Annotated in this window: 24 protein-coding genes; 15 read left to right on the top strand and 9 right to left on the bottom strand. The window is 39.4% G+C overall.

Annotation, left to right across the window (positions count from 1 at the left end):
* Nucleotide 1: 1 nt before the first annotated feature.
* The 4 genes from C8N37_RS21565 to C8N37_RS21540 all read left to right on the top strand — a co-directional run bounded on the left by C8N37_RS21565 (nt 2) and on the right by C8N37_RS21540 (nt 3,826).
* A complete protein-coding gene (locus tag C8N37_RS21565; RefSeq protein ID WP_108160850.1) occupies nt 2-931 on the top strand; it encodes a lysophospholipid acyltransferase family protein in 930 nt (309 codons plus the stop codon).
* Nucleotides 932-1,215: 284 nt separating this feature from the next.
* Complete coding sequence (locus C8N37_RS22690) at nt 1,216-1,968, top strand: ATP-binding protein (RefSeq protein ID WP_146171118.1); 753 nt, start codon at nt 1,216-1,218, stop codon at nt 1,966-1,968.
* Between the two features lie 4 nt (nt 1,969-1,972).
* The gene (locus C8N37_RS21550) at nt 1,973-2,686 is read left to right on the top strand and encodes a LytR/AlgR family response regulator transcription factor (protein WP_045754253.1); all 714 of its coding nucleotides are present in this window, start codon (nt 1,973-1,975) and stop codon (nt 2,684-2,686) included.
* Between the two features lie 618 nt (nt 2,687-3,304).
* Nucleotides 3,305-3,826 carry a YciE/YciF ferroxidase family protein gene (locus C8N37_RS21540; protein WP_094772215.1) on the top strand — a complete coding sequence of 174 codons (522 nt, stop codon included), beginning with the start codon at nt 3,305-3,307 and terminating at the stop codon, nt 3,824-3,826.
* A 263-nt stretch (nt 3,827-4,089) separates the two neighbouring features.
* Here C8N37_RS21540 and C8N37_RS21535 read toward each other — a convergent pair whose 3' ends face one another.
* Together C8N37_RS21535 and C8N37_RS21530 are read right to left on the bottom strand one after the other, a co-directional pair.
* Complete coding sequence (locus C8N37_RS21535; protein ID WP_108160846.1) at nt 4,090-4,305, bottom strand: hypothetical protein; 216 nt, start codon at nt 4,303-4,305, stop codon at nt 4,090-4,092.
* A gap of 102 nt (nt 4,306-4,407) precedes the next feature.
* Nucleotides 4,408-4,908 (bottom strand): RNA polymerase sigma factor, encoded by a 501-nt coding sequence (locus C8N37_RS21530; RefSeq protein ID WP_045754256.1) that lies wholly within the window; start codon nt 4,906-4,908, stop codon nt 4,408-4,410.
* Between the two features lie 412 nt (nt 4,909-5,320).
* Here C8N37_RS21530 and C8N37_RS21525 point away from each other — a divergent pair, with 412 nt between their 5' ends.
* A complete protein-coding gene (locus C8N37_RS21525; protein WP_045754257.1) occupies nt 5,321-5,578 on the top strand; it encodes a hypothetical protein in 258 nt (85 codons plus the stop codon).
* A gap of 55 nt (nt 5,579-5,633) precedes the next feature.
* Complete coding sequence (locus C8N37_RS21520; RefSeq protein ID WP_108160845.1) at nt 5,634-6,188, top strand: DUF4142 domain-containing protein; 555 nt, start codon at nt 5,634-5,636, stop codon at nt 6,186-6,188.
* 283 nt (nt 6,189-6,471) lie between these two features.
* On the opposite strand, the gene C8N37_RS21515 is transcribed toward C8N37_RS21520, so the two are convergent.
* Complete coding sequence (locus C8N37_RS21515) at nt 6,472-6,774, bottom strand: hypothetical protein (RefSeq protein WP_045754259.1); 303 nt, start codon at nt 6,772-6,774, stop codon at nt 6,472-6,474.
* A 309-nt stretch (nt 6,775-7,083) separates the two neighbouring features.
* Entirely contained in the window at nt 7,084-8,967 is a 1,884-nt protein-coding gene (locus tag C8N37_RS21510) for a PAS domain S-box protein (protein ID WP_108160844.1), read from the bottom strand.
* 399 nt (nt 8,968-9,366) lie between these two features.
* On the opposite strand from C8N37_RS21510, the gene C8N37_RS21505 reads away from it, so the two are divergent.
* From C8N37_RS21505 to C8N37_RS21480, 6 genes are all read left to right on the top strand, one after another.
* Nucleotides 9,367-10,515: a zinc-dependent alcohol dehydrogenase gene (locus tag C8N37_RS21505; protein WP_108160843.1), complete on the top strand. Its 1,149-nt coding sequence runs from the start codon at nt 9,367-9,369 to the stop codon at nt 10,513-10,515.
* Nucleotides 10,516-10,531: 16 nt separating this feature from the next.
* Nucleotides 10,532-11,029, top strand: a complete 498-nt coding sequence (locus C8N37_RS21500; protein WP_108160842.1) for a hypothetical protein — start codon at nt 10,532-10,534, stop codon at nt 11,027-11,029.
* Nucleotides 11,030-11,367: 338 nt separating this feature from the next.
* Complete coding sequence (locus tag C8N37_RS21495; protein WP_108160901.1) at nt 11,368-12,441, top strand: sensor histidine kinase; 1,074 nt, start codon at nt 11,368-11,370, stop codon at nt 12,439-12,441.
* Between the two features lie 978 nt (nt 12,442-13,419).
* On the top strand, nt 13,420-14,958 hold the full coding sequence (locus C8N37_RS21490) for an FAD-dependent oxidoreductase (protein ID WP_108160841.1): 1,539 nt from the start codon (nt 13,420-13,422) through the stop codon (nt 14,956-14,958).
* A 128-nt stretch (nt 14,959-15,086) separates the two neighbouring features.
* Nucleotides 15,087-15,638: a YciE/YciF ferroxidase family protein gene (locus C8N37_RS21485; protein ID WP_108160840.1), complete on the top strand. Its 552-nt coding sequence runs from the start codon at nt 15,087-15,089 to the stop codon at nt 15,636-15,638.
* Nucleotides 15,639-15,658: 20 nt separating this feature from the next.
* Nucleotides 15,659-17,848 (top strand): catalase, encoded by a 2,190-nt coding sequence (locus C8N37_RS21480; RefSeq protein ID WP_108160839.1) that lies wholly within the window; start codon nt 15,659-15,661, stop codon nt 17,846-17,848.
* Nucleotides 17,849-17,910: 62 nt separating this feature from the next.
* Here C8N37_RS21480 and C8N37_RS21475 read toward each other — a convergent pair whose 3' ends face one another.
* The 3 genes from C8N37_RS21475 to C8N37_RS21465 form a co-directional block, all read right to left on the bottom strand.
* Complete coding sequence (locus C8N37_RS21475; RefSeq protein ID WP_317046792.1) at nt 17,911-18,375, bottom strand: ankyrin repeat domain-containing protein; 465 nt, start codon at nt 18,373-18,375, stop codon at nt 17,911-17,913.
* A 56-nt stretch (nt 18,376-18,431) separates the two neighbouring features.
* Nucleotides 18,432-19,043, bottom strand: a complete 612-nt coding sequence (locus C8N37_RS21470; RefSeq protein WP_108160837.1) for a hypothetical protein — start codon at nt 19,041-19,043, stop codon at nt 18,432-18,434.
* A 101-nt stretch (nt 19,044-19,144) separates the two neighbouring features.
* Entirely contained in the window at nt 19,145-19,639 is a 495-nt protein-coding gene (locus C8N37_RS21465; RefSeq protein ID WP_108160836.1) for a hypothetical protein, read from the bottom strand.
* A 249-nt stretch (nt 19,640-19,888) separates the two neighbouring features.
* Between C8N37_RS21465 and C8N37_RS21460 the strand changes: the two genes are divergently transcribed.
* Together C8N37_RS21460 and C8N37_RS21455 are read left to right on the top strand one after the other, a co-directional pair.
* Nucleotides 19,889-20,092 (top strand): hypothetical protein, encoded by a 204-nt coding sequence (locus C8N37_RS21460; protein ID WP_108160835.1) that lies wholly within the window; start codon nt 19,889-19,891, stop codon nt 20,090-20,092.
* Nucleotides 20,093-20,219: 127 nt separating this feature from the next.
* The gene (locus tag C8N37_RS21455) at nt 20,220-20,693 is read left to right on the top strand and encodes a ferritin-like domain-containing protein (protein WP_108160834.1); all 474 of its coding nucleotides are present in this window, start codon (nt 20,220-20,222) and stop codon (nt 20,691-20,693) included.
* Between the two features lie 142 nt (nt 20,694-20,835).
* On the opposite strand, the gene C8N37_RS21450 is transcribed toward C8N37_RS21455, so the two are convergent.
* Complete coding sequence (locus C8N37_RS21450; protein WP_108160900.1) at nt 20,836-21,084, bottom strand: DUF7218 family protein; 249 nt, start codon at nt 21,082-21,084, stop codon at nt 20,836-20,838.
* Nucleotides 21,085-21,117: 33 nt separating this feature from the next.
* Nucleotides 21,118-21,330 (bottom strand): DUF2188 domain-containing protein, encoded by a 213-nt coding sequence (locus C8N37_RS21445; protein ID WP_094772205.1) that lies wholly within the window; start codon nt 21,328-21,330, stop codon nt 21,118-21,120.
* Nucleotides 21,331-21,586: 256 nt separating this feature from the next.
* On the opposite strand from C8N37_RS21445, the gene C8N37_RS21440 reads away from it, so the two are divergent.
* The gene (locus C8N37_RS21440) at nt 21,587-22,312 is read left to right on the top strand and encodes a hypothetical protein (protein ID WP_146171117.1); all 726 of its coding nucleotides are present in this window, start codon (nt 21,587-21,589) and stop codon (nt 22,310-22,312) included.
* Nucleotide 22,313: the final 1 nt, after the last annotated feature.

Raw genomic sequence — 22,313 nt, 5'->3', positions numbered from 1 at the left:
TATGAAAGTACAAGAAAAACAAAATCTACACCGGTTGATGTGGCTGGCAAATGTCCAGCAGTTTTTTCAGGACAAACCGGTCTCCATCTTATGGGAGCATTATACCACTTGGATCAACAATCGGGATAATTTTGAAACACTTTACCGTGAATTACCTTTAAAAAGGTTGCGTCAATTGAATAAGGCCGGTGTTGAGCGGGCTGAAATCACTGGGATCTTGATCACCTTTCACTATGGTCCATACCGCCTGTTGCCCAAATTGCTGGTGCAAATGGGTTATCAGGTCACCTTACTGGTATCTGGGGCTGTATTGGAACGAGAGCTCAACTATTACCGATCGGAACTCGAAGATGCCGGAATGTTACAAAATCAACTGGAATGTATTGATGCAAATGAGGCAAACTCACTCCGACATATCCTGCGGGCTATTCAACATAAACGCTTGGTGTTGATGTTTATGGATGCCGACGAAGGGGTGGGAAAAGAGAAGAAGGGTATCGGTGGACAAAAGCTGGCTGTTCCTTTTGGAAGCCACTTCTTCTACTGGCGGACCAATATTTTTAAACTGGCGTGCCGTTTCGGAATTCCGGTATACTGCACTTTTATGAAGCGGGCAAATAACGCTGTCCAATGGCAAATAGCACCTTTTATGAAAATTATGGAGACTGCGAAAGGACAGGGAGAAGAACTCATGATGGGCGCATTTTCCGCACTGCAGATGGCATTTCACCAGATGATGCAGCAAGGATGGATCTATTGGGAAAACTGGGCTTTTATACATCAGTATAATGGACAGGATGCACTAGGAAAGAAAGGTATTACTGCAAAGGGAAGCTGGTTGGCACCGTTCGAATATAACCGTAAAAAATATTTATTTGACGTAAAGAACAGGCAATTTTTTGAAGTAGCTTTTTGTTTTACTGATAGTTAATTATTATGTTTGAGTTAACCATTTATAGAATGAATATGCAATCAATCCTAACATCAATCCAGCATAGTCTTTTGAAGCGTATGGCTATCAGTCTGTTAATCTTATTACTGGGCCTGACGATTGTCAATTTCGGTAAGCTCCATCTTTTTACGCCACTGACTTTTACCGTCTATGTACTGCCTTTTATGCTCTTCTTTTGCGCACTTTATGCCTGTTACCGCATGGCGTTTACAAAGGGTAGGTTTTGGTTTATATGGTGCTTGTTGCTTTTGCTGTGCGTGGGGATGACCTATAGGTGTGTCAAGTACTATTATTATGACCTGGTACCGCTGTTTTTCAACGGATTTACCAGCGACTGGAAACCAGAACATCGAACCGAGCTGCTTTCCCGTATTAGTAGTGGTCTGCTTTTCTTTGTTGTGATCTCGGCGGCCGACTATTTTGCTTGGGCACATTTCTATACGTATTTGCTCTCCAAAAAAGTACGGGCACAGCTGCACAGCATGTCCGATGTGCAATTGCTGTCCGGTCATTTTATGAGACGGCTGTACAATATTGTCCGTGTCCAGCCCAAATCTGTTCAGAGCGAAAGCCTGGATTTCTTTCAGTATGTGACCGATAAAATAGCTAAGCCTACCGTCTTGGTTCCTTTGAAAGAGGAATGGCATTACTCAATGCTATTGGTTTCCTATAGCACGGACCGCAGTTTTATGGTCGAAGGGGATGAATTGCTAGATCGGGGAATGTGGAACAGATCTGTGCCCACGCTGTCTATGATGACCTGGATTGAAAATGCCATTGCTTATAGTCCCTGTGATCCGGTAGAACCGATTGTCATCCGTTGGATCAGAACACAACAGGGAATGCAGCTCCAGATTAAAAATTGTATATCCTCGGCAGATCTGCAGCATGGGACAGGTAAAGGATTACATCTTGTTAACAGGCTTTATGAGCAGATGAACAATCACTTTATTGAACTGGAGTATGCTATTGATGATCAGAAATACTTTGTTATTAAATTAACCTTTAAGTCTTAATCCAATGGCCAAATATGATGTCATGATTATCGATGATGATTTATTCGATATCCGAAAAGCTGAAAAAGCATTAAAAGGAATTCCGCAGATGGGAGAAGTGAAGAGTTATACGAAAGCCATTGATGGTTTTAATGCCATCATTGACTGTCCGCCTGATGTCTTATTGCTGGATGTTGAAATGCCCGACATGTCCGGACTGGACCTTTATCTTACTTTGCCTGTTGATAAAAGACCACCAGTTATTCTGTACACCAAAACAGAAAAATATAGCTATAAAGGTATTAAAATGGCTGTTGCAGATTATCTGATCAAACCGGTCAGTTTTCCCGATTTATACATTGCCTTCAAGCGCGCTCTGGAGCAGAAAAATATCACGGTTAAGATTGATTTGGAAATAGAACCGAGTGGGCAGTGGTTCAAATTTAAAAACACAGACCGTTTTATTAAATTCAGTGACGTGGTCGCGATTGCGTCTATCAAAAATTATGTCATTTTTCATTTACGTCAAGCAGAGGAAGACTTTGAGTACCGCCTTACGATGGAACAGGCCGAACAGCTTTTGCCAAAAAGAACCTTCGTAAGGGTGCACCGCGGTTTTATCGTCAATACAGATTTTACAACAAAAATAGTTGATAAAACGTTTGTACTGCCGGACCGACCGGATCTGCAGCTTAAAGTAAGTGATGTAGGGTTAAAACGACTGTACAATATAAATTGATGGGCTTACTATTATAAATCTAAATATATAACTATGCGTAAAAATCGCCATTTAAGGGGCTTTCTCATAAGCCCAGGGTACTCCTATGCCCAAAAATTAATCTTGTTGGAGCTTATGGCTACCAAGCGTAAGTTGGCTAGCTATCTTATACTTCGTGAGCAGATGGAGGAGGACAACGTAAAGCTGCGGGATGCGGACTATGTCAAATCTTACGTGGGTATTTCAACCGAAACGCTCTACCGTCTACAACGGGACGGGTATATCTGCGTGGCCAAACGCACCCGAAACAAACGCTATTACCGCGATGTGGATGTGGAGCGTCTGCGAAATAGTTACCGTGGATAGTGCTACATGATCACTTGATCTTTTGCTAACCACTACTTTGTGTCATTCGTCTCTCTTTTTTGGAGGGACGAATTATTTGAAATAGAACTTCATCAATCATGACCTGCGAATCGATGTAAAATTCTATAGGAAGCCGTAGTTTTTACCTGACATTTGAATTTTATACGCAATATCCATCTTGTTGTGAACTATTCATCGAGTTGATGAGTTCTAAACGCAGTTAGTTGGAAGAGTTCTGATCTAACGTTATTTGTTACATTAAAAGATATGATTATGGCTAGTAAAAACAAATCGGGCGAAATGCCAAATGCACATTTACATGAGTTGTTTGTAGATGAACTAAAAGACATCCTAGGTGCTGAAAGACAATTGCTCAAAGGACTAAAAAAGTTATCAGACGGAGCCCATAGTGATACGCTGAAGGAAGCTTTTAAAACGCACTATAAGCAGACCGAAGGCCAGATAGAACGATTAAAATCGGTATTCTCCAGTTTAGATCTGACCGCAAGGGGCAAAAAGTGTAAAGCTATGGAAGGCCTTTTGAACGAGGCTGAAGAAATTATGGAAGAGTTCCAGGACAGTCCAGAGGTGTTAGATGCAGCGTTGATCTGTGCTGCTCAGAAAGTGGAACATTATGAAATTGCCAGTTACGGTTGTCTGGTCACTTATGCCAGGCTGATGGAACATACGGAAGCGGAAGAACTTTTGGCTGCTACACTTGCCGAAGAGAAAGAAACAGATGTTTTACTGACCGAAATTGCCATGGATGAAGCCAATGTGGGAGAGGCTCAATAAAAGGTACGGATTCAATAGTCAAAATATCAAAGCTGGTTCTTAGGAACCAGCTTTTTTTTGTTTTTGACTCTAACGGTTGATCACCTCGGTCATCTTTTCTTAATAAGCGTGGTGATGATCTATTGACCAGACAAAACACAAAAAATCTCCAAACGACGATGGTCAGACCATCGTCTTGGAGATTTAAATATAGAAGCTACGTATTATGCTGAGTTAAGTAGAATAACAGAAACCCTGTTCCTCATGACAGGACTGCGGTTTACTTATGAAGTAGGTGGGATGACACCATTAGATGATTCTGTCGAATTGGAATCGCGATATTGGATCATGCTTGTATCTGGCATCATGGTATCTCGCTGCATGGTGGTATCCGTAGACATACTGTCCACATTATTTCCATTATGATTCGTGCTGTTACCGCAGGCTGATGCTAAAATTATACCCATTATAGCACCAAATAAGAATTTCATTTTTTTCATGATTGTATAGTTTAGTTTAACGTTGTAAAGTGTTTTTATTTAGTTTAGTGTCAATTGGACATTTTTGTTATATCTCTGACTGCCCTCTTCCATGAAATCGTATCAATTGATCTGATACATTTTTAATTTTTCCTTCAATGTTTTTCGGATCACATGGATCCGTGATTTAATGGTTCCTTCGGGAAGATCATAGACCTCAGCTATTTCCTGATATTTATAACCATCCAGGTACATACGAAATATTTCGGCATTGTCCTCTGATAAGCTTTCAAATGCCTTGTTGATATCATCATGGATCATCTTGTTTTCTGTCTGATTGATCGATATCGTATCAAAATAATCGGTATGAACATATTCATCGTAGATAGCATTTTTTCGTTTTTCACGGCGGTATTGGTTGATGTAAATATTTTTCATGATCACATATAGCCAAGTCATTAATTTTGGATCATGGATAAAATTATGAATAGATTTTAGTGCTCGAATGAAGGTTTCCTGCACCAGATCCTCTTTTTCATCATAATCGGATGTAAACTGACTAGCAAAGTGGTTGAGTTGTTGTCTTTTTTCCTGGAACAAGACATTTAAATCTGCATTTTCCATATAATCTCCTTAATTAACATATTAACTTAATCGATACTAAAACAACGAAAAATCTAGGGTATTAGTTTGTCGGTTATAAGGTGTTAAATGTATTCTAAAAGCATGATGCGTATTAATAACACGGATATTATTATTCTAAAAACTGTAGTAATTCCGCTACAAATGCGTTTTTAATCAATTATGTAAAGTCAGTTGTGAGGTCTTGATGTCGATATAAATAGGTGTTTATTTTTTATAAATAAGCATTTGCCACATATGCGGTATAACACATAAAATCAGTGTTTTATGTGTGAAAACACGTGTGCTTATGCGGAAAATACCTTAAAGTTATTATTATTGAACGATCATCAGAAGAGATTGATTCTTGTAGTATAAAATGTTAAATAATAACACTCACTTAAAAAAATCTAAGATGGAAAATTTAGAAAACAAAAACCCTAAAGAAGGTGAAACAACGAAAAAGATTGAAGATAAAACTGCTCAAATACCATCTAAAGTGTATTTATGCGCGGCCATCACGGCTATGGTTGGTGCAGCAGCATTGAAATGTGTAGGTCATAAACATACCGCACTATTTGTTGGACAGTGGGTCGCCCCGTTTTTACTGTTCGGTATTTATAATAAAATCGTAAAAACACAGGGCCACGATCAGCAAGACCATCAATCTTAAAAAGTTTTTATATTAAAAAACAAAAAGAGTAACAGGACTATTAAATTTTAGCACGATGATTAGAAATTTGAAAGTATGCGGCATATTTCTAGGAATTATTGCCCTTCTAGCTTTTAAACAGCAAAATGCAGAACAGGAATTTATCACTAAAGCGTATATGTCCAATCAGTATGAGATTGCTGTTGCCAAGCTCGCCAGTGAAAAATCAAAAAATGATGCGGTAAAGACCTATTCCAGTATGTTGATTGATGATCATCAAAAACAAATTGGTGACCTTCAAAAAATGGCTGCTGCACAGGGCATGACCTTGGTGGACGGACTGGATGCCGACCATCAAAAGCAATGGGACAAGGTAAATGGTGCGGACAGTACCAGCTTTGATCGCACTTTTAAAGATGACGCTATCGCTTCTCATCAAAAAGCTATTGCGCTATTTGAGGATGCTAGTAAAAATGAAAACATCAAAAATGTAGAACTTAAAAATTGGATTATTGGCACATTACCAGGTCTAAAGGCACATCTGGACCAAGCTCGTGTACTCGTTGCAGAGGACATGACAGAAACTGCCGTTAGTATCCCACCTCATACACTGGGGAGCTTAAATAAGTAAGAACTATAGCAAATATGTAAAGTGAACTTTATAATTGGTGTTTATCACGTTAAGTTAGTATACAATACTTTGTATGCTAACTTAACGTGATTTTTTTGTTGCCCCATTACTTGATCAATAAGATAGTTAACATACTCGAGATACTCGGTCAGTAACGGGTATTGATGACAATTGGAACATTTCCAGTTAACATTTGTTTTACTTGCGAAATGATCAAGTTTCCCGAGAGCTCTTCTTCAATTTATTGATGTGGAGTTAATCCATATCATACTGATCTTTTAGGCTAATTCAACGGATCAATCGGGTCTATTAAATCATCTCGATTCCGACCGTGAGTTTCATCCCGTGAATATTCCTCTAGGTCGCTTTCTTGATCTTCCTGATTTCGTTCTGGTTTAACATCTGGATCTTCTAATTCGGGATCTGGATGGGTCAAAGCGCTGTCATCCTGTTCTGTCTCATTCTCATCATCATCATTGTTGTAGGACTTGTCCGGATCTTGGTTATAGGATTGATCTGGATTGACCATCATTGCTGCCACGATAAGACCTAGTCTTTTGTCGGCGGTTTCTGCATGTAAGTTCATAGTTTTTATTTTAAGGGTCTAATTTATTATAATAACAGCTCCGTACAACAAATAGTTGAGCCGTAAAATACCCGAAAAAAGGAACAAGTACGCAACGACTCCCTTCATTTGGTTATTTGAGAATAAAATAATGGTGCAACAAGAAATCGATCATAAAAGGGGAAAGGACCGTGTACTGAACGAACAATGATTCAATATGATTATTTATTGTCCGTATAGGGAAAGTAATTCAATTCAGTGTATACAAGATGTTTTATGGGCTAGTTGTGGGTATGCGATGGTGGCTTAATATGATATATGATGAGATCTTCAGCGTTGACTTTCAGGGGTCACATCCAAGAAAAAGTAAAAAGTTGTACCCACTCCTTTTTCACTTTCTACTTCAATGGTCGAGTGATGATAAAGAAGTATCTCCGATACGATATATAGACCAATTCCGAATCCCGCAATATGATTAGTCTGTTCGCTGTCTACTCGATAAAAGCGGTTAAATAACTTTTTTTGATCTGCCAAATCGATCCCAATACCTTCATCTTGAACATACAACCTTATTTTTTCACCAAACTTCTCACATCCTAATGTAATGGTTCCGCCATCAGGTGAATATTTGATGGCATTAGAAAGGAGATTCATCAATACTTGCCCCATCTTGTCCCGATCAGCCAGAATAGTGATATTGCTGTCGCAAGCAAATTTAATATGATGTTTATTGATCAAGAGTTCAGCTTCGTTTTTAATTTCCTCAAATAAAGTGAGGAGCGAGATAGGTTCTATAACGACCTGCAATTTTCCTTCTTCGATTCTGGCTAGACTTAGAAAATCCCGGATTAGGGAAGTCATTTTTTTTGTTTGATTCTCAATTTTTGCGGTGATCTGCAAACCAACGTCATCGCTGCTTTCATTAAATTTTTGTTTTAGGACCTGTGTAAAAAGCAACACTGAGGTAAGCGGTGTTTTTAGCTCATGGCTGACCATGGAGATGAAATCATTCTTCCGTCTCTCCTCGAGTTTTTTATCTGTAATGTCTCGGGCTATTTTTGAAATACCAAATATATTACCTCGTTCATCTCTAATCGGAGATATGGTCAAGGAAACATCTAGTAATTTACCGGATTTAGTTCTGCGTTTAGTTTCAAAATGTTTCAGAGACTCACCAGTTCGCAACCGCTGTAAAAGATCATTTTCCTGGTCTTTAAGGTTTTCTGGTACTAATTTTTCAGTCGAATGGCCGATCATTTCAGCTGCACTATATCCAAATACCTCCTCGGCGGCATGGTTCCAGCTCGTGATGGTCCCATCCAGTGATTTTGCAATAATAGCATCGTTAGAGCAATTGACAATAGCAACCAGTTCTGCATTCGTCGTTTCAGCGACTTTAAGATCGGTAATATCGAGTATGGATCCAATAATCCGGTGCAGTCCTTGATCGGGATCAAAGTGTATTAACCCCTGCACCTTTATCCAACAAGTATTGTTGAGCTTTGATTTTTTGGTCCGGCAGATGAAGTCAAAAGACCTATCCGAAATATGATGTTGTAATCCTTCAATCTTAAGGCTCACTTCGCCCCGGTCATCGGGATGAACAAGCGCAAGAATATGATCGGGGTATAAGATATCATCCTCCAGATCCAATATCTTTTTCGTTTCCGTAGATAAATATATTTTTCCTTCTTCCAGCACCCAGTCCCAAGTTCCTAATGCGGTTGCTTCAATGGCTAATCTCAGCCTTTCTTCGCTTTTCTTAAGCAACTGCATGAGATGATTTCGCCGTTCTTCCTCTCTCACTAATGCAGTAATATCTTTTGTAAAACATCGGGAATGTATAAATTCACCATCTTTAAAAAGCCCATTTGAACTGATCACGACATATTTCAAAGAACCATCTTTGCATATTAATGTGGCGGGATAGTCGCTCAATGTTTCATGATCTAAAAGGCGCTTAAAAAGCTCATGAATAATCGTTGGATCTTGATGAAAATCAGTAATGGACTTCCCTAAGTATTCATGTCTATCGTAACCTAACAAATCCAGTTCTGCTTGATTTGCCCATATGATAATACCATCCGCATTGACCCAGTGAAGGGGTACTGCTCCATGCTCTATAAAATCTGTGAGTTGTGCTACTCGATCTTTAAGCTCCTCATTTTCCTTTTCTAGAGTTGCTATACTTCCAGGTGTTTGATTAGGTTCCATGCTGATAAATACTATTTTATTACTATGAATAGGATAATCACTAATAGTAAAAATACTATAAATATTATATTTTACGAATAATTTTTTATTAAATTATTCAATCAGAATGCAATCTGTGGATCAATTACAATCGTTACTCATTATTTCTGTAGATCGTCGTATCGTTTTTTAAAGGTATTTCGAATTTGCTGGATAGGCACATTAATACGCAAAAAATACTTATTTGAAGGTAGTTACCAGCAAGTATTTAGGTCACTATGTAGGGTATTTACAACTCCTGTTAACTACTAATACTGGAATAGTATCTTGCTGCAGAAAAAATTAAACGATTCTACCTCGGAGTTGTTCATCTTACGGATATTCAACGATCTATTTTTAAATTAGAAAGGAGATTTTTTTATGCAAGCAATGAATTACAGAGGGCCTAAGCGGGTTCGGATAGCCGAAAAACCGATGCCAGAAATACTTCATCCCGACGATGCCATTATACGGGTCACCAGAGCCTGTATTTGCGGTTCAGATCTCCATCTGTATCACGGCATGGTTCCAGATACTCGCGTGGGAAGCACTTTTGGACATGAGTTTATCGGTGTGGTAGAAGAAGTTGGTCCGACGGTACAAAAACTTAAAGTTGGGGATCAGGTGCTAGTACCCTTTAATATAGCCTGTGGAAAATGCGCATTTTGTAAACAAGGACTATATGGCAATTGTCACGAATCAAATTCTATGGCAACGGCTGTTGGTGGAATATTTGGCTACTCGCATACTGCAGGTGGCTTCGATGGTGGGCAGGCGGAATATGTGCGCGTTCCTTATGCCGATGTTGGTCCAACCGTCATTCCCGAAGGTATGGATTTAGATGATGCCTTGCTATTAACGGATGTAGTCCCGACAGGTTATCAAGCTGCCGAGATGGGTGGTATTAAAAAAGGAGATACTGTCGTGGTATTTGGTGCAGGACCGATCGGTATCATGGCGGCTAAATGTGCATGGCTCTTCGGAGCAGGACGTGTCATTGTGATTGATCATCTCGAGTATAGATTAGATTTTGTTCGTCAGTATGCCCAATGTGAAGCCTATAATTTCAAATCTGTGGTAGATCCAGTGCTTTTTATTAAAAAGACAACGGATTGGTTCGGTGCTGATGTATGTATCGATGCCGTTGGATCAGATGCTTGTGGAAGCATGCTCAATACCATTACTGGTAAAAAGCTCATGTTGCAAGCAGGTGCAGCAACGGCACTACATTGGGCAGTCAATGCTGTTAAAAAAGGAGGCATTGTCTCCGTAGTAGGTGTATACGGCCCGACAGATAATCTGGTTCCCATAGGAAATGTGGTCAATAAAGGATTGACAATTCGTGCTAATCAGGCGTCAGTCAAACGGTTGTTGCCGCGATTGATTGAACATATCAAGTCGGGGGTTTTAGATCCAAAAGGAATAATTACCCACCGCATTCCTTTGTCGGAGGTTGCAGATGCGTATCATATTTTTTCTTCAAAACTTGATGGTTGCATCAAACCCGTACTTATTCCAGGAAAAGAATAACATAAATTGAATTATTATGAAACAAGAGCAAGAAAATTTTAAGCATATAAAAGGCTGGGGCATTGATGCGGATGCTGACAATGAACCCACGTATCCGATGAAAAATTATACAGGAGACGATCATCAGCGAAGCAATTGGGATCGACCACCACTACAGAAACCAAGTGTGGAGGTATTACATTCCAATGAAAGACCAACTTACTCTGCCGTAATAGGGGAGACAGTACCGCCAACTGGACTAAGCGGCATGATCAGAAGATATGCTTTTCAATTTAGTGAATCTAGTTATGGTCATTGGTTACCTTTACTATTGGCCGATAGGATTAATGTAGTGGAGGGTATAGCGGATGATCTAGCAAAAGGAAAGATACCCAATATATTCGTGGAGAGGGGTTGGAATGCGGAATGGAAATACAATCGACCTGCACGCATCCAGAAAATACTTATTGCAGCAGTTACCATTGGGGCTGTACTGGCGCTTTCACAATTGAAAAAACGAATCCAAGCAAGATAGGTTAATAAGAATGCAAAGCCATAATAACATTATGGCTTTGGCATTTTCTGATCATGTAGGATTAAAAAATAAGGTCGTTTGATATACTCAATTTAAATGTCCCTTGTTTTTTTATGCTGGTAATTCCGTAATGTACTGATATTTCCCCTTTTGATTGACAATTGACGCAGATGCAAAGATCTATAACCTGTCGTACAAAACAATTGGGCATCAAGTATGTTGTATAAAGTATAACTTTATAAAAATATACCCAAGATCTGTTGATCATGAGTTGATCGTCTTTTTGTCCTATTGATATAGCGATAATGTATATTTTTATTTACAACGGAGATATCAACATGAATTTTAAAAATGAACAGGTGGCCGAGCTCATTCAGCTCAATGAGGATCTAGAAAATTATTTTAGCAATACCATTATTCCGCAATTATTCGTTGATGCAAATCTGCGACTGCGTAAATTTACACCTCCTGCCATGAAGCAGTTTGTTTTAAAAGAGGACTACATTGGACTACCCTTAAATGATATTAAAGAGAATTTCAGATACCCCAATATCATTAATAACATCAGCACAGTAATTTCTACAGGTAAAATGCTGGAAAAAGAAATCCAGACCACAGACATGCGCTGGTACCAGATGAATATATTACCCTACATTACGCGTAAGGATAATCAGACCAATGGTGTCATTATTACTTTTGTTGATATAACGGCTCGGATCAAAGATTTAAAAGAGCAGGAAAAACTCATTATGGAACATGAACTACTATTGGATCAGATCGCTCATGATATTAAAAGTCCATTAGCAGGTCTTTATCTGACCTGTGATCTGATCAAAATAATGCCAGAAAATAAATCACCAAAGTTTAAACTCATGACCGAAAATCTGGAAAGGGGATTGGTCAATATCAAAAAGGTTATTTATGATTTAACAGAAAGCCGCTGGGCAGAACAAAAATACCAAGCTGCAGAAGAACTATTGGATCTGCCCCATATTTTGGAAGATGTTAGGTTGGCATTGGCTCCGCAGATTATTGCTTCAAACGTTCACATTTCTCAAAATATCGAAGTCTCCGAGATTAATTTTGCTAGACGGAAGCTACGTAGTGTATTGTACAATTTGCTTAGCAATGCAATCAAATATACGCCAGCAGACCGCACACCCGATATTAAAATTCACTCGTACCAAGAAGATGGCTACATGGTTATTCGTATTCGGGACAATGGTATAGGTATCGAGGAGGAAGATATAGCCACTATTTTCGAAAAATTCAAAAGAGTGACCTCATCTGCAGATGGTTCAGGAGTTGGATTATATTTAGTCAAAAGTATTGTTAAAAATGCAAAAGGTAAAATTCTGGTAAAAAGTAAACTTGGCCATGGATCCGAATTTAAGGTTTATCTGCCGTTGTAATAGGGTGTTGACGATATGTTTTAAGTTATTTGCATCCCAGTGAAATTAAATTTTTTTAAATCGCCTAGCCATTATTCTAAAGATGAATAACTTTAACTTTTCACATCGTTGTTCATTACATTTGTCTTGTAAATGCTATTTGTTCAATAACATCTCCATTAATTTGTAAGTAAATTTGCTACGTAATTGGTAATTTCAGCAAGCTGTTGCTGATATAGGATTGATGATAGAATAGGAAATAAAACTGGGTGCCAAATGGTTTATGAAAATTTCAATCTTTAACTTATTTTTCAAAGTCCTAAGAGGGGATCTTAGGACTTAAACGTTTATCTGTAGTAATATTTATGATAAGACTCCGTGAGAGAGCAGTATAAAAATAATAATTGTTTTAAAAATTTTAAAATAAAATAAATTTTTTCCTGATCCTGTTTATGGGCTCCGTATTAATATGTAATAGTATCCATTAATGATGAATATCTATACTTCCCATGTAGATGTAAACCCATACCTATCACTAAACTTTGCGAAGTTAACAGTGCTGTCTCCCTATCATAACGCCGGATCTTTTGGGATTTCAATATTAAAGTAGAAAATTTCCCTTTTATTCTCTATGAGCAGGATAAAGGATACAACTTAACATACGATATCAGCATAACCTTGCTCACTCTATTCCGTTTACTGCCATTTTCGCCGTGCTTGTCAGATGCGGCATATCATGCTTACATCTAGGAGTAGCTTTTCCTACTAAAAATTTCACACTGTCGTGTCGCGCGCAACGTATTAATATGTTTTGATAGGTATTTATTCCCTTTATGGACAATTTATGAACGATTAGGATGAAGGGGTTGTTATCCTAGCGTAAATGAATCAGGTTACTAGCCCATGAGGCAGTAATCAACTCGATTGATTTAACAAGATCAGTTTAATAAACGTTTAAGTACTCTAAAGTATTAAAAAAACAAATTCAACGGTTCAGCTATGATTAAAAGAGACGGTAAAAATACGAGCTTATGGCAAGATCTGGAAGATTTGGAGGGTTACCATCAGGTGCCACCCTCTGATCATGTTGATGTCATTATTGTTGGTGCAGGTATAACAGGTATCACGACTGCACTGATGTTGCAAGCGCAAGGTAAGAAATGCTTAATTCTTGAAGCACATACCGTCGGATTTGGGACGACCGCTGGTACATCAGCTCATCTGAATACAGTATTGGATACACCCTATCAAACAATCATTTCCAATTTTGGAAAACTACAAGCCATACTGGCTGCTGAGGCTGCTCAACAGGCACTAGAACAAATAGCCGGTTTTATTGAAAAATTTCAGATTTCCTGCGACTTTAGCCGCTGCGATGGCTACATGTATGCGACACAACAGGACGAAGAAAAAGAGCTGGTTGAAACCTTAGAAGCCATCAACGAAGTGGGTATTCAAGCCGAGTTTGTCGACAATATCCCTGGTCCGATGGATTTTACTCGCGCGATAAAGTTTGGAGGGCAAGGACGCTTTCATCCCCTTAAGTATTTAAAAGCGCTATATGCTGAATTTTTGAAATTAGGCGGTCATATCCTGGAAAATACAAAAGTGGTCAAAATCATTGATCAGGAAGGTTTTCAACGTGTAGAGACAGCAGGTGATAAAAGCTATTATGCTGATCATGTGGTCTATGCTACCCATACGCCACCGGGAGTTCATCTGTTGACGTTCAAACTAGCTCCTTACCGTAGTTATGTGATGGGGATCGAATTAGCAGATAACCAATCTTATCCTGAAGACCTTATTTATGATATGCAAGATCCATTTCACTATTTTAGAAAAGCCGACTATCAAGATCGACAACTGTTATTAGTAGGGGGGCAGGATCATAAAACCGGTCAGCACAACAATACAGATTTTAATTTTACAGAACTGGAATCATTTGTCAGAAATACATATAAGGTCAAAGAAGTCGTATATAAGTGGTCATCGCAATATTACGAAAGTACCGACGGCTTACCCTATATTGGATATTTTCCAGGTAAAAAGAACAAGCGCATATTTGTGGCAACTGGTTATAGCGGTAACGGGATGATCTTCGGAACCTTATCTGCTCAAATCATTTCGAACCTGATTGTGCATGGCAAAAGTACGTATGAAGCGCTATTTTCACCTTCACGATGTAAGCCAATTGCCGGTTTTTCTAATTTTATGACTGAAAATATAGATGTCGCCAAACATCTGATTACCGATAAGCTCTCGGTGTCGAAGATCCACAGCTATTCCGAAATTGCCAAAGGAGAGGGGCGCATTATTAATTTTGAAAACCGAGATATTGGCCTTTTTAAAGATGATACAGGTCAGTTATTTGCGGTAGATCCGGTGTGCAAACATGCCGGTTGCGTCGTACAGTGGAATAGTACGGAACGGAGCTGGGACTGTCCTTGTCACGGCGCTCGATATGATCCGAGTGGCAATTTGCTTACTGGTCCATCCACAGCAGGATTGCCTGTTTATGAAATAGAAGAAGATGATTAAACAAGGAAGAAAAAGCAACCAAGAAGCAGGATATTAATGAAGCAATATGCTCACTTTCTTGTAAGTTTTTCAGTTTGCTTCCGAAGTAAACTATCAAATTTTAATTTTTCACCTTTAATGAATACATTATGAAAAACGAAACGGGCACAACGCCAAAATTTAAAATGAAAACGTCGGTTCATTCTGAGCCTGCTTTAAATGAACTTTTTTTTGATGGCATCCGGGATCTGTATTGGGCCGAAAACCATCTCCTCAAAACCTTGCCGAAAATGATTAAAGCCGCGAGCTCCGCTGCACTCAGCAAGGCCATCGAAAATCATCTGAAAGAGACAGAGGGACATGTCGCTAGGCTCGAAACGATATTTGATATCATGGGAAAAGAGCCAATTGCTAAAAAATGCAATGCCATGGAGGGCTTGGCCAAAGAAGGCGAAGAAATCATTGAAAGTACAGAAGCAGGGACGGCAACGCGTGATGTGGGTATTATATTAGCCTCCCAAAAAGTCGAACACTATGAAATTGCAAGTTATGGTGGTTTGCTGCAGCTTGCTGCGACACTGGGATTGACCGAGGTAGCGACACTCCTAGAGCAAACTTTGGAAGAAGAAAAAGCAGCTGATCTCATATTGACAGAAGTGGCCGAAGAAGGAGTTAATTATCAGGCATCAGAAGAATCGTAAAACCTATTAAAATCAACCCCATGAAAAAAAATAAAACCGAAGATCATACCACCAAGCCGGTGGACAATAAAAAAGTCCAGTCGCTGCAACCACATACTGCCGATGCCACCGATCAGCAAATGACGACCGATCATGGCTTGTTGATCAATGACGATCAAAATTCGTTAAAAGCCGGAGAAAGGGGAGCTACTTTACTGGAAGATTTTATTCTCCGAGAAAAGTTGACACATTTTGATCACGAGCGCATTCCCGAACGCGTTGTCCATGCTAGGGGTTCAGGTGCTCACGGCGTATTTAAGTTGTATAAACCACTGAATAAGGTCACTAAAGCCGGCTTCTTAAATGATACCGAAGTAGAAACTCCGGTATTTGTGCGTTTCTCCACCGTTGCCGGTTCCAAAGGGTCGACCGATCTCGCGCGAGATGTCAGGGGATTTGCCGTAAAATTTTATACTGAACAAGGAAATTTTGATTTAGTGGGTAATAATATGCCTGTTTTCTTTATTCAAGATGCCATGAAGTTTCCGGATTTGGTACATGCGGTTAAACCAGAACCGGACAATGAAATTCCACAAGCAGCCTCGGCGCATGATACGTTTTGGGACTTCATCTCGTTAATGCCCGAGTCCACGCATATGATTATGTGGCTGATGAGTGATCGTGCCATACCGCGCAGTTACCGCATGATGGAGGGATTTGGGGTACATACCTTCCGCTTTATCAATGAAAAGGGTGTGGCCAGTTTTGTAAAATTTCATTGGAAACCGCTATTGGGAGTACATTCCGTGGCTTGGGACGAAGCCCAGAATATTTCTGGCAAGGATCCAGATTTCCATAGAAGAGATTTATGGGAAGCGATCGAAAGTGGTGCCTTTCCGGAATGGGAGCTTGGCGTCCAGATTGTACCAGAAGAAGATGAGTTTAAATTTGGATTCGATTTGTTAGATCCTACTAAAATTATTCCAGAAGAACTTGTTCCAGTGGAGAGGATTGGTAAGATGACCTTGAACCGTAATCCCGACAATTTTTTCGCAGAAACGGAGCAGGTTGCGTTTCATGTTGGTAATATTGTACCTGGTATTGATTTTACGAATGACCCCTTGTTGCAAGGCAGGTTATTTTCCTATACCGATACCCAGCTGATTCGGCTGGGAGGGCCAAATTTTCATGAAATACCGATCAATCGTCCGATCGTGCCTATATACAATAACCAGCGGGACGGCTTTATGCGCCAACAAATTAATAAAGGAAAGACGAGCTACGGACCAAATGCTTTGGGAAATAACGACCCACAGCAAGTCCGCGAAGCAGATGGTGGTTTCACCTCTTATCAGGAACGGGTTGATGCCAAGAAGATACGGAATAGGAGTAAGAGTTTTTTTGATCATTTTAGTCAAGCCAGATTATTTTTCAACAGTCAGTCCGAACCTGAAAAAAATCATATCATTGATGCATTTAGCTTTGAGCTGGGTAAAGTAAAGACCATTGCTATCCGGGAGCGTATGCTTGGTATCCTATCCTTGGTCGATCCGGCTATTGCAGCGGAAGTGGCTTTTCAATTGGGATTAAAAGTGCCTAAAAAAATAGAGCAACCGATTAATCGAAGCATACCAGCAGATGGTGTTGTCGCCGATTATCAGCCGATAGAAGTCGAGTCACCAATCGCTAGATCCGAAGCATTGAGCATGGAAAATACGGTAAAAGATGGAATTGTCAGCCGTAAAATTGCGATACTTGCTGCCGATGGAGTAGATGCCAAGTCGCTCAATTCCATGAAAGAAGCCCTTGAAGATGCGGGCGGTGTCGTCCATATTATTGCACCAAAACTAGGAGTCTTACTTGCTTCAGATAACAGCCAGATCCCCGTTGATGAGAGCTTCCTTACTGCAGCCTCGGTTTTATACGATGCCGTTTATGTCCCAGGGGGTACGAATAGCGTGGCGACGTTAGAAGCTGAGGCCAATGCGGTGCATTTTCTCAATGAGGCTTTCAAGCATTGCAAGGCTATTGCTGCAGATGAACAGGCATTACAAATATTAGAAGCGACGTACTTTAGCCAAAAAATCCCCGATGAATTTTCAGAGGAAACGGTACTTTCTGAAGGAATTGTTTACGGTAATAAGGGATTTAGACTTGCGGCGCTCTTTATCAAAGCAATCGCACAACATCGTTTCTGGAATCGTGAAAAGCCACGTTTAGTTCCAGCGTAGAACATTTAAATACAAAAAATACACCCAGCTTAAGCTGGGTGTATTTTTTGTATTTTGATTCTTTAAGCTTCTAAAATTGCGATGGCGCGCTCATTACCCTGTTGGGCAGCAAGCTCCAGTACCGAAAGACCGCGGACATCTACGATATCCTTTTGAGCTCCACTTTCCAGTAAGAGCTGTAACACATCATTTCTGCCGAACATCGCAGCGAACATCAGTGCCGTACCACCATTGCCATGCTGTAGATCGAGATCGGCACCATAACCGATCAATAGAGTGGCTATTTCCACATAACCTTTAAAGGCGACGCCCATCAGTGCGGTATTACCGCCATTGTCCTGTGCATTGACATCAGCTCCAGCATCCAGCAATAATTTGGCGGCATCTTTTCGATTATTGTAACAGGCGATGATGAGCGGGGTGAAGCCTTTTTCATCCCTGCAGTTGAGATCTATGTTTTGGCGGATTAATTCTTGGAGTACCTCCAAATTGCCGATCCGCGCAGCATGAAGGGTGATTTCAGTCATTTGAGTCATAAAATGTAGATATGTAGTGTCTATAAAAAATGCAGGTTACTAGGCGTTTACGCTTCTTTTACCTGATTGGCAAATCCCTTGATGAGTGCTTTCCATTGTGGATAGGAGGCACCTATTATAGCTCCAAGTCCCACCATAAAATTTCGCACATTATCCACCAGATGCGAATTCTCCGTATTCAACACTTCATTACGACCTGCATATTGAAACAGCAGGCTGTTATTCCGTTGCTCAACAATTAGGGTTGAGGTAGCGATGCCTTCGAAAAAATGAGCGGTATCGTTGTTTTCTGGATCGGTAGGATCAGGACAAGGCTTTAGACTGATCGATAAGATTTTAAATTCGGACATATCTTTGGATTCCATATGGACGACATTGACCCAGTCGAACCCTTTGGTTCTGGGTAATCCTGGACCAGGAATATCAATTTTAATATAATCATGTAACTGCAGCGACCGTTGCAGCTCCACGCCCCGGCTATCCACCAGTTTAAAAACTGCCGCTGGAATTTCGGCGATACGGTGCCAATCATTAATGGCGAGTAGGTTCTTAGATGCGATCGAAAAGGCCTCGTTTGCTAATTCTGTTGTTGTAAATTCAACCGATTCAAAACAGTCTAGTTTATTACCTTCTTTTTGAGTGGGGATTATGTTTTTCATCTTTATTTAATTTTAAGGACAACCTCAAGTTGTCTGATGTTTATACCGCTATATCTCTGTACTTATTCTGAAACATTAAACCTTATTTAGAAACAGGGTGCTTACTTGGCCGGATAATAGACCCAGCCTACTAGATTTTCAAATGCATCAGCTTGTTGCAGATCAACTAAAATCGTGCTATCCATAAATAATAGCCGTTTCGTATCGCGATTTAGGTCTTCAATAGGGCAAAATAAGGCATTTTCATTGGGCAGTTCAACATTGCTCTGTAGTGCACGATATCCATCTGCCAAGAGATTCTCAATGAGGGTTGGCGTGATGGCTTCGAGTTCATGCATCATCTTACCGATCCAGGTTTTTTCACGTTCTTCAGATCCCGGATAATGTTCTGCAACAAAATCCAAGATCAGTTTTTCACCTTCTTTTTCTAATCCATCTCGGATCATGCGCAATCCCATCGATCGGGTTTCTTCCTGATAATAATCTTTACCGTATTCAAATTGAATATCTCCTGCAAGTGGACTTGCTTCAATTTTGGCCCGTAGCGCCATCTGACGGTTTAACAGTTCGTGTACATAGGCGTAAGTCTGATCCATACTCATTTGATTTATAATTTAAATGACTCTATTGATGATCTTGTCATGCAAAGAACACATCTGGGACAAGAAAAGTTTATGTACTAGTGCTTTGATCGATGGAGACCTCCATCAAGTACGTTTAAATAGAGATTATAGGGACAGAATAAGTATTCTGTTTTTATTTTAGGTATTTTATACGGTTTAGAAAACACAAACTTTTGACCTGCCGACACGTTATATAATAAGTTAAACTTAATCAATACGATCATGGCAACAAAAAATGAAAATGCAAAAGTCGGTCTAATCGATGAAGAAAAACAGCCGAAGAAAAAGAAAACCATTACTTCAGTTGTGGATAAGAGACATAAGAAGCAAGAAGGTGATGGCGAAGCGGGTGTTAATCCGCAAAACGAACAATTGAACGATATGCCTGAGCCAGATACCTTTCCAAGAGAACAGGTCAAAAAATAGGCTCTCCCATACGTAAATTACAAATACGGGAAATCGGTCCGAATCTGAACGATTTCTTTTGGTGAGTTGTATTTCATACTAAATAGGTGATAATATTTTAATTTAATGACATTTTAAAAGTGCAGTTATGGACAGTAAAGTAAATGATCCGGAAATGATCAACGATTTGATAAAAATTAATAATGATCGAATAGCTGGATATAGAACAGCTTTAGATCTCGCGCATAGTATGCATATAGACGATCTAGGTGGAATATTTGCAAAATATATCCTCCAATCGGAGCAATTTATCACTGAACTAACACCTCATGTGATACGAGAAGGAGAGGAGCCTACAGACAGTACCATGCTGAGCGGTAAGCTATTTAGATTGTGGATGAATATAAAAGTAAGCGTTGCTGGAAACGATCGCAAAAGCTTATTGGAAAGTTGTGAAAAAGGGGAAGATGCCTTTAGAGATATGTACAAGAAAATATTAGAGGAAGATAGTGAATTCTTATCTGTCCCTGTTCAACATTTAATAGGAGACCAGTTGAGCCGTCAATTGGTTGCTCATGATGAGGTTAAAGCACTAAGAGATGCGATATTAACATCTGATTAGTGCTATTTAAAATTTAATGGACCAGAAATAAATTTCGCTCTATATTCAAATTAGGTTGATCGTAAAAAAGGGGAATTTTTCCCCTTTCTTTTTGTTTTTTTAATGGGTTGACTACATTTACGTAGTATGTTGTTTGGCTAAATTAATGATTTCTGATCGCCTCGATCAGTTCCTTTTTTTTCATGGCATACCTTCCGGTGATGCCTATTTTTTTTGCTTCGGCAAGCAGTTCTGATTTTGTTCTCGAATCTAAATCACTCGCCTGTCCACCTTTTTTGCTTGCCTTCGGTGAGTTGGCGATACGAGCGGACTTTTCCTTGCTCATCCCTTTATGGCGTAATGCTTCATACTGTGCATCGTCTTTAATTTGTTTTCCGTGATCGTTAGGCATGGTCTTCATTTTTAAAGTTTATAGTAGAGATGATCAGATAGTATGATCATCTTTTAGTTTCGCGATATTATTTTCCTCTTCCTTTTTTGCAAAATGCTCGCGAGCAAGTTTCAAACCTATAGCGATAGCCGTTCCCTCATCGTTCCCTTCCTGTAATAGGGCATTCGCAATTTCTACAGCTTTATCCCGAATATGGACGGGCTGATTTTTATAGGACGGTGGATAGTCATTATTGTACCAGGGCATAATTTCTCTTTTTAATGATCAAACAAATAAAATCTCAGATGATTAAATTCCTGTCATTCGTGAACGTAGATCATCTGCCAATTCAGTTCTATTGATATAACAAATAACTCTTTGTAAAGTTGATCTTGCTGATAAGTCAAGGCAAATAATGATGTAGGAAATACACGAAGAGAGTAAACCACTTATAGGTAACATTTGTTCTAATTATAATAAAATACTACAAAGTATATTTTGTATTGATTTAATCCCTATTGTTATGCAATTTACCAGCTTATCCCGATCCCTACTAGTAGACCTTAAATGCAAAGGATATAATTTGTTGACCACCTACGATGCTGTTAACATGTCAAATCCAACTTGGCAACCTCTTCGCATCCGCAACGTACAAGAATATCTTTTACAATTGAAATATAACGGGAGCAATATTGACCTCAAAAAACCAGCTGTTTTGATCATTGATCAGGCTTTGAATCTTTTGGAAGATAATCAACTTTCAGGAGATGTTTTGATAGAAGATGATCATGCTCAGCGTTTGCAACAAAAGTGCAAGCTATACGATCTCCGTTATCATTTTACGACCAATCCAGAAATTTACGATTTTTCTTTCGATCCTCAGCGCGTACTGATCCGTAATCATGCATTAAGAACGGGGGACCATGACATCTATTTCAACTATCTTCAAATGTACTATCAGGAACATGTTTCTTATGAAATGAAAGATATGGAAGTTTTGACGGAGTCTCTAATGTGTTTAGATGCCAAGCAGGCTCAACAGTGGTTCGAAAGGAGGCAGGTCACTGTAGTAGAGTCAGATATATGGATCTGCGACCAGGATGCAATCCTTAAAGTATTGGCTGTAAAGGAACATCACCATCGATGGGAATGTCTTGATCATGCAGATGAAATGATCTATAATTTAATAAGTGTTCAGGAAGTACTACTCCAACGTGATCTTTTTTGGATAGATTCTAGAATCATGTAAA

The organism is Sphingobacterium faecium (assembly GCF_003054045.1).
Classification (GTDB): Bacteria; Bacteroidota; Bacteroidia; order Sphingobacteriales; family Sphingobacteriaceae; genus Sphingobacterium; species Sphingobacterium faecium.
The sequence above is the reverse complement of the archived record's forward strand: the minus strand, read 5'-3'. Positions and strand labels throughout refer to the sequence as shown.

Bases quoted from the DNA above. Each gene is read 5' to 3' on its own strand.
- C8N37_RS21480 (WP_108160839.1), top strand. From the start codon at position 15,659: ATGAAAAAAAATAAAACCGAAGATCATACCACCAAGCCGGTGGACAAT.
- C8N37_RS21550 (WP_045754253.1), top strand. From the start codon at position 1,973: ATGGCCAAATATGATGTCATGATTATCGATGATGATTTATTCGATATC.
- C8N37_RS21525 (WP_045754257.1), top strand. From the start codon at position 5,321: ATGGAAAATTTAGAAAACAAAAACCCTAAAGAAGGTGAAACAACGAAA.
- C8N37_RS21565 (WP_108160850.1), top strand. From the start codon at position 2: ATGAAAGTACAAGAAAAACAAAATCTACACCGGTTGATGTGGCTGGCA.
- C8N37_RS21495 (WP_108160901.1), top strand. From the start codon at position 11,368: ATGAATTTTAAAAATGAACAGGTGGCCGAGCTCATTCAGCTCAATGAG.
- C8N37_RS21515 (WP_045754259.1), bottom strand. From the start codon at position 6,774: ATGAACTTACATGCAGAAACCGCCGACAAAAGACTAGGTCTTATCGTG.
- C8N37_RS22690 (WP_146171118.1), top strand. From the start codon at position 1,216: ATGACCTATAGGTGTGTCAAGTACTATTATTATGACCTGGTACCGCTG.
- C8N37_RS21530 (WP_045754256.1), bottom strand. From the start codon at position 4,908: ATGGAAAATGCAGATTTAAATGTCTTGTTCCAGGAAAAAAGACAACAA.
- C8N37_RS21465 (WP_108160836.1), bottom strand. From the start codon at position 19,639: ATGGATCAGACTTACGCCTATGTACACGAACTGTTAAACCGTCAGATG.
- C8N37_RS21460 (WP_108160835.1), top strand. From the start codon at position 19,889: ATGGCAACAAAAAATGAAAATGCAAAAGTCGGTCTAATCGATGAAGAA.
- C8N37_RS21475 (WP_317046792.1), bottom strand. From the start codon at position 18,375: ATGACTGAAATCACCCTTCATGCTGCGCGGATCGGCAATTTGGAGGTA.
- C8N37_RS21500 (WP_108160842.1), top strand. From the start codon at position 10,532: ATGAAACAAGAGCAAGAAAATTTTAAGCATATAAAAGGCTGGGGCATT.
- C8N37_RS21485 (WP_108160840.1), top strand. From the start codon at position 15,087: ATGAAAAACGAAACGGGCACAACGCCAAAATTTAAAATGAAAACGTCG.
- C8N37_RS21445 (WP_094772205.1), bottom strand. From the start codon at position 21,330: ATGCCCTGGTACAATAATGACTATCCACCGTCCTATAAAAATCAGCCC.
- C8N37_RS21450 (WP_108160900.1), bottom strand. From the start codon at position 21,084: ATGCCTAACGATCACGGAAAACAAATTAAAGACGATGCACAGTATGAA.
- C8N37_RS21510 (WP_108160844.1), bottom strand. From the start codon at position 8,967: ATGGAACCTAATCAAACACCTGGAAGTATAGCAACTCTAGAAAAGGAA.
- C8N37_RS21535 (WP_108160846.1), bottom strand. From the start codon at position 4,305: ATGAAAAAAATGAAATTCTTATTTGGTGCTATAATGGGTATAATTTTA.
- C8N37_RS21455 (WP_108160834.1), top strand. From the start codon at position 20,220: ATGGACAGTAAAGTAAATGATCCGGAAATGATCAACGATTTGATAAAA.
- C8N37_RS21540 (WP_094772215.1), top strand. From the start codon at position 3,305: ATGGCTAGTAAAAACAAATCGGGCGAAATGCCAAATGCACATTTACAT.
- C8N37_RS21490 (WP_108160841.1), top strand. From the start codon at position 13,420: ATGATTAAAAGAGACGGTAAAAATACGAGCTTATGGCAAGATCTGGAA.
- C8N37_RS21520 (WP_108160845.1), top strand. From the start codon at position 5,634: ATGATTAGAAATTTGAAAGTATGCGGCATATTTCTAGGAATTATTGCC.
- C8N37_RS21470 (WP_108160837.1), bottom strand. From the start codon at position 19,043: ATGAAAAACATAATCCCCACTCAAAAAGAAGGTAATAAACTAGACTGT.
- C8N37_RS21440 (WP_146171117.1), top strand. From the start codon at position 21,587: ATGCAATTTACCAGCTTATCCCGATCCCTACTAGTAGACCTTAAATGC.
- C8N37_RS21505 (WP_108160843.1), top strand. From the start codon at position 9,367: ATGCAAGCAATGAATTACAGAGGGCCTAAGCGGGTTCGGATAGCCGAA.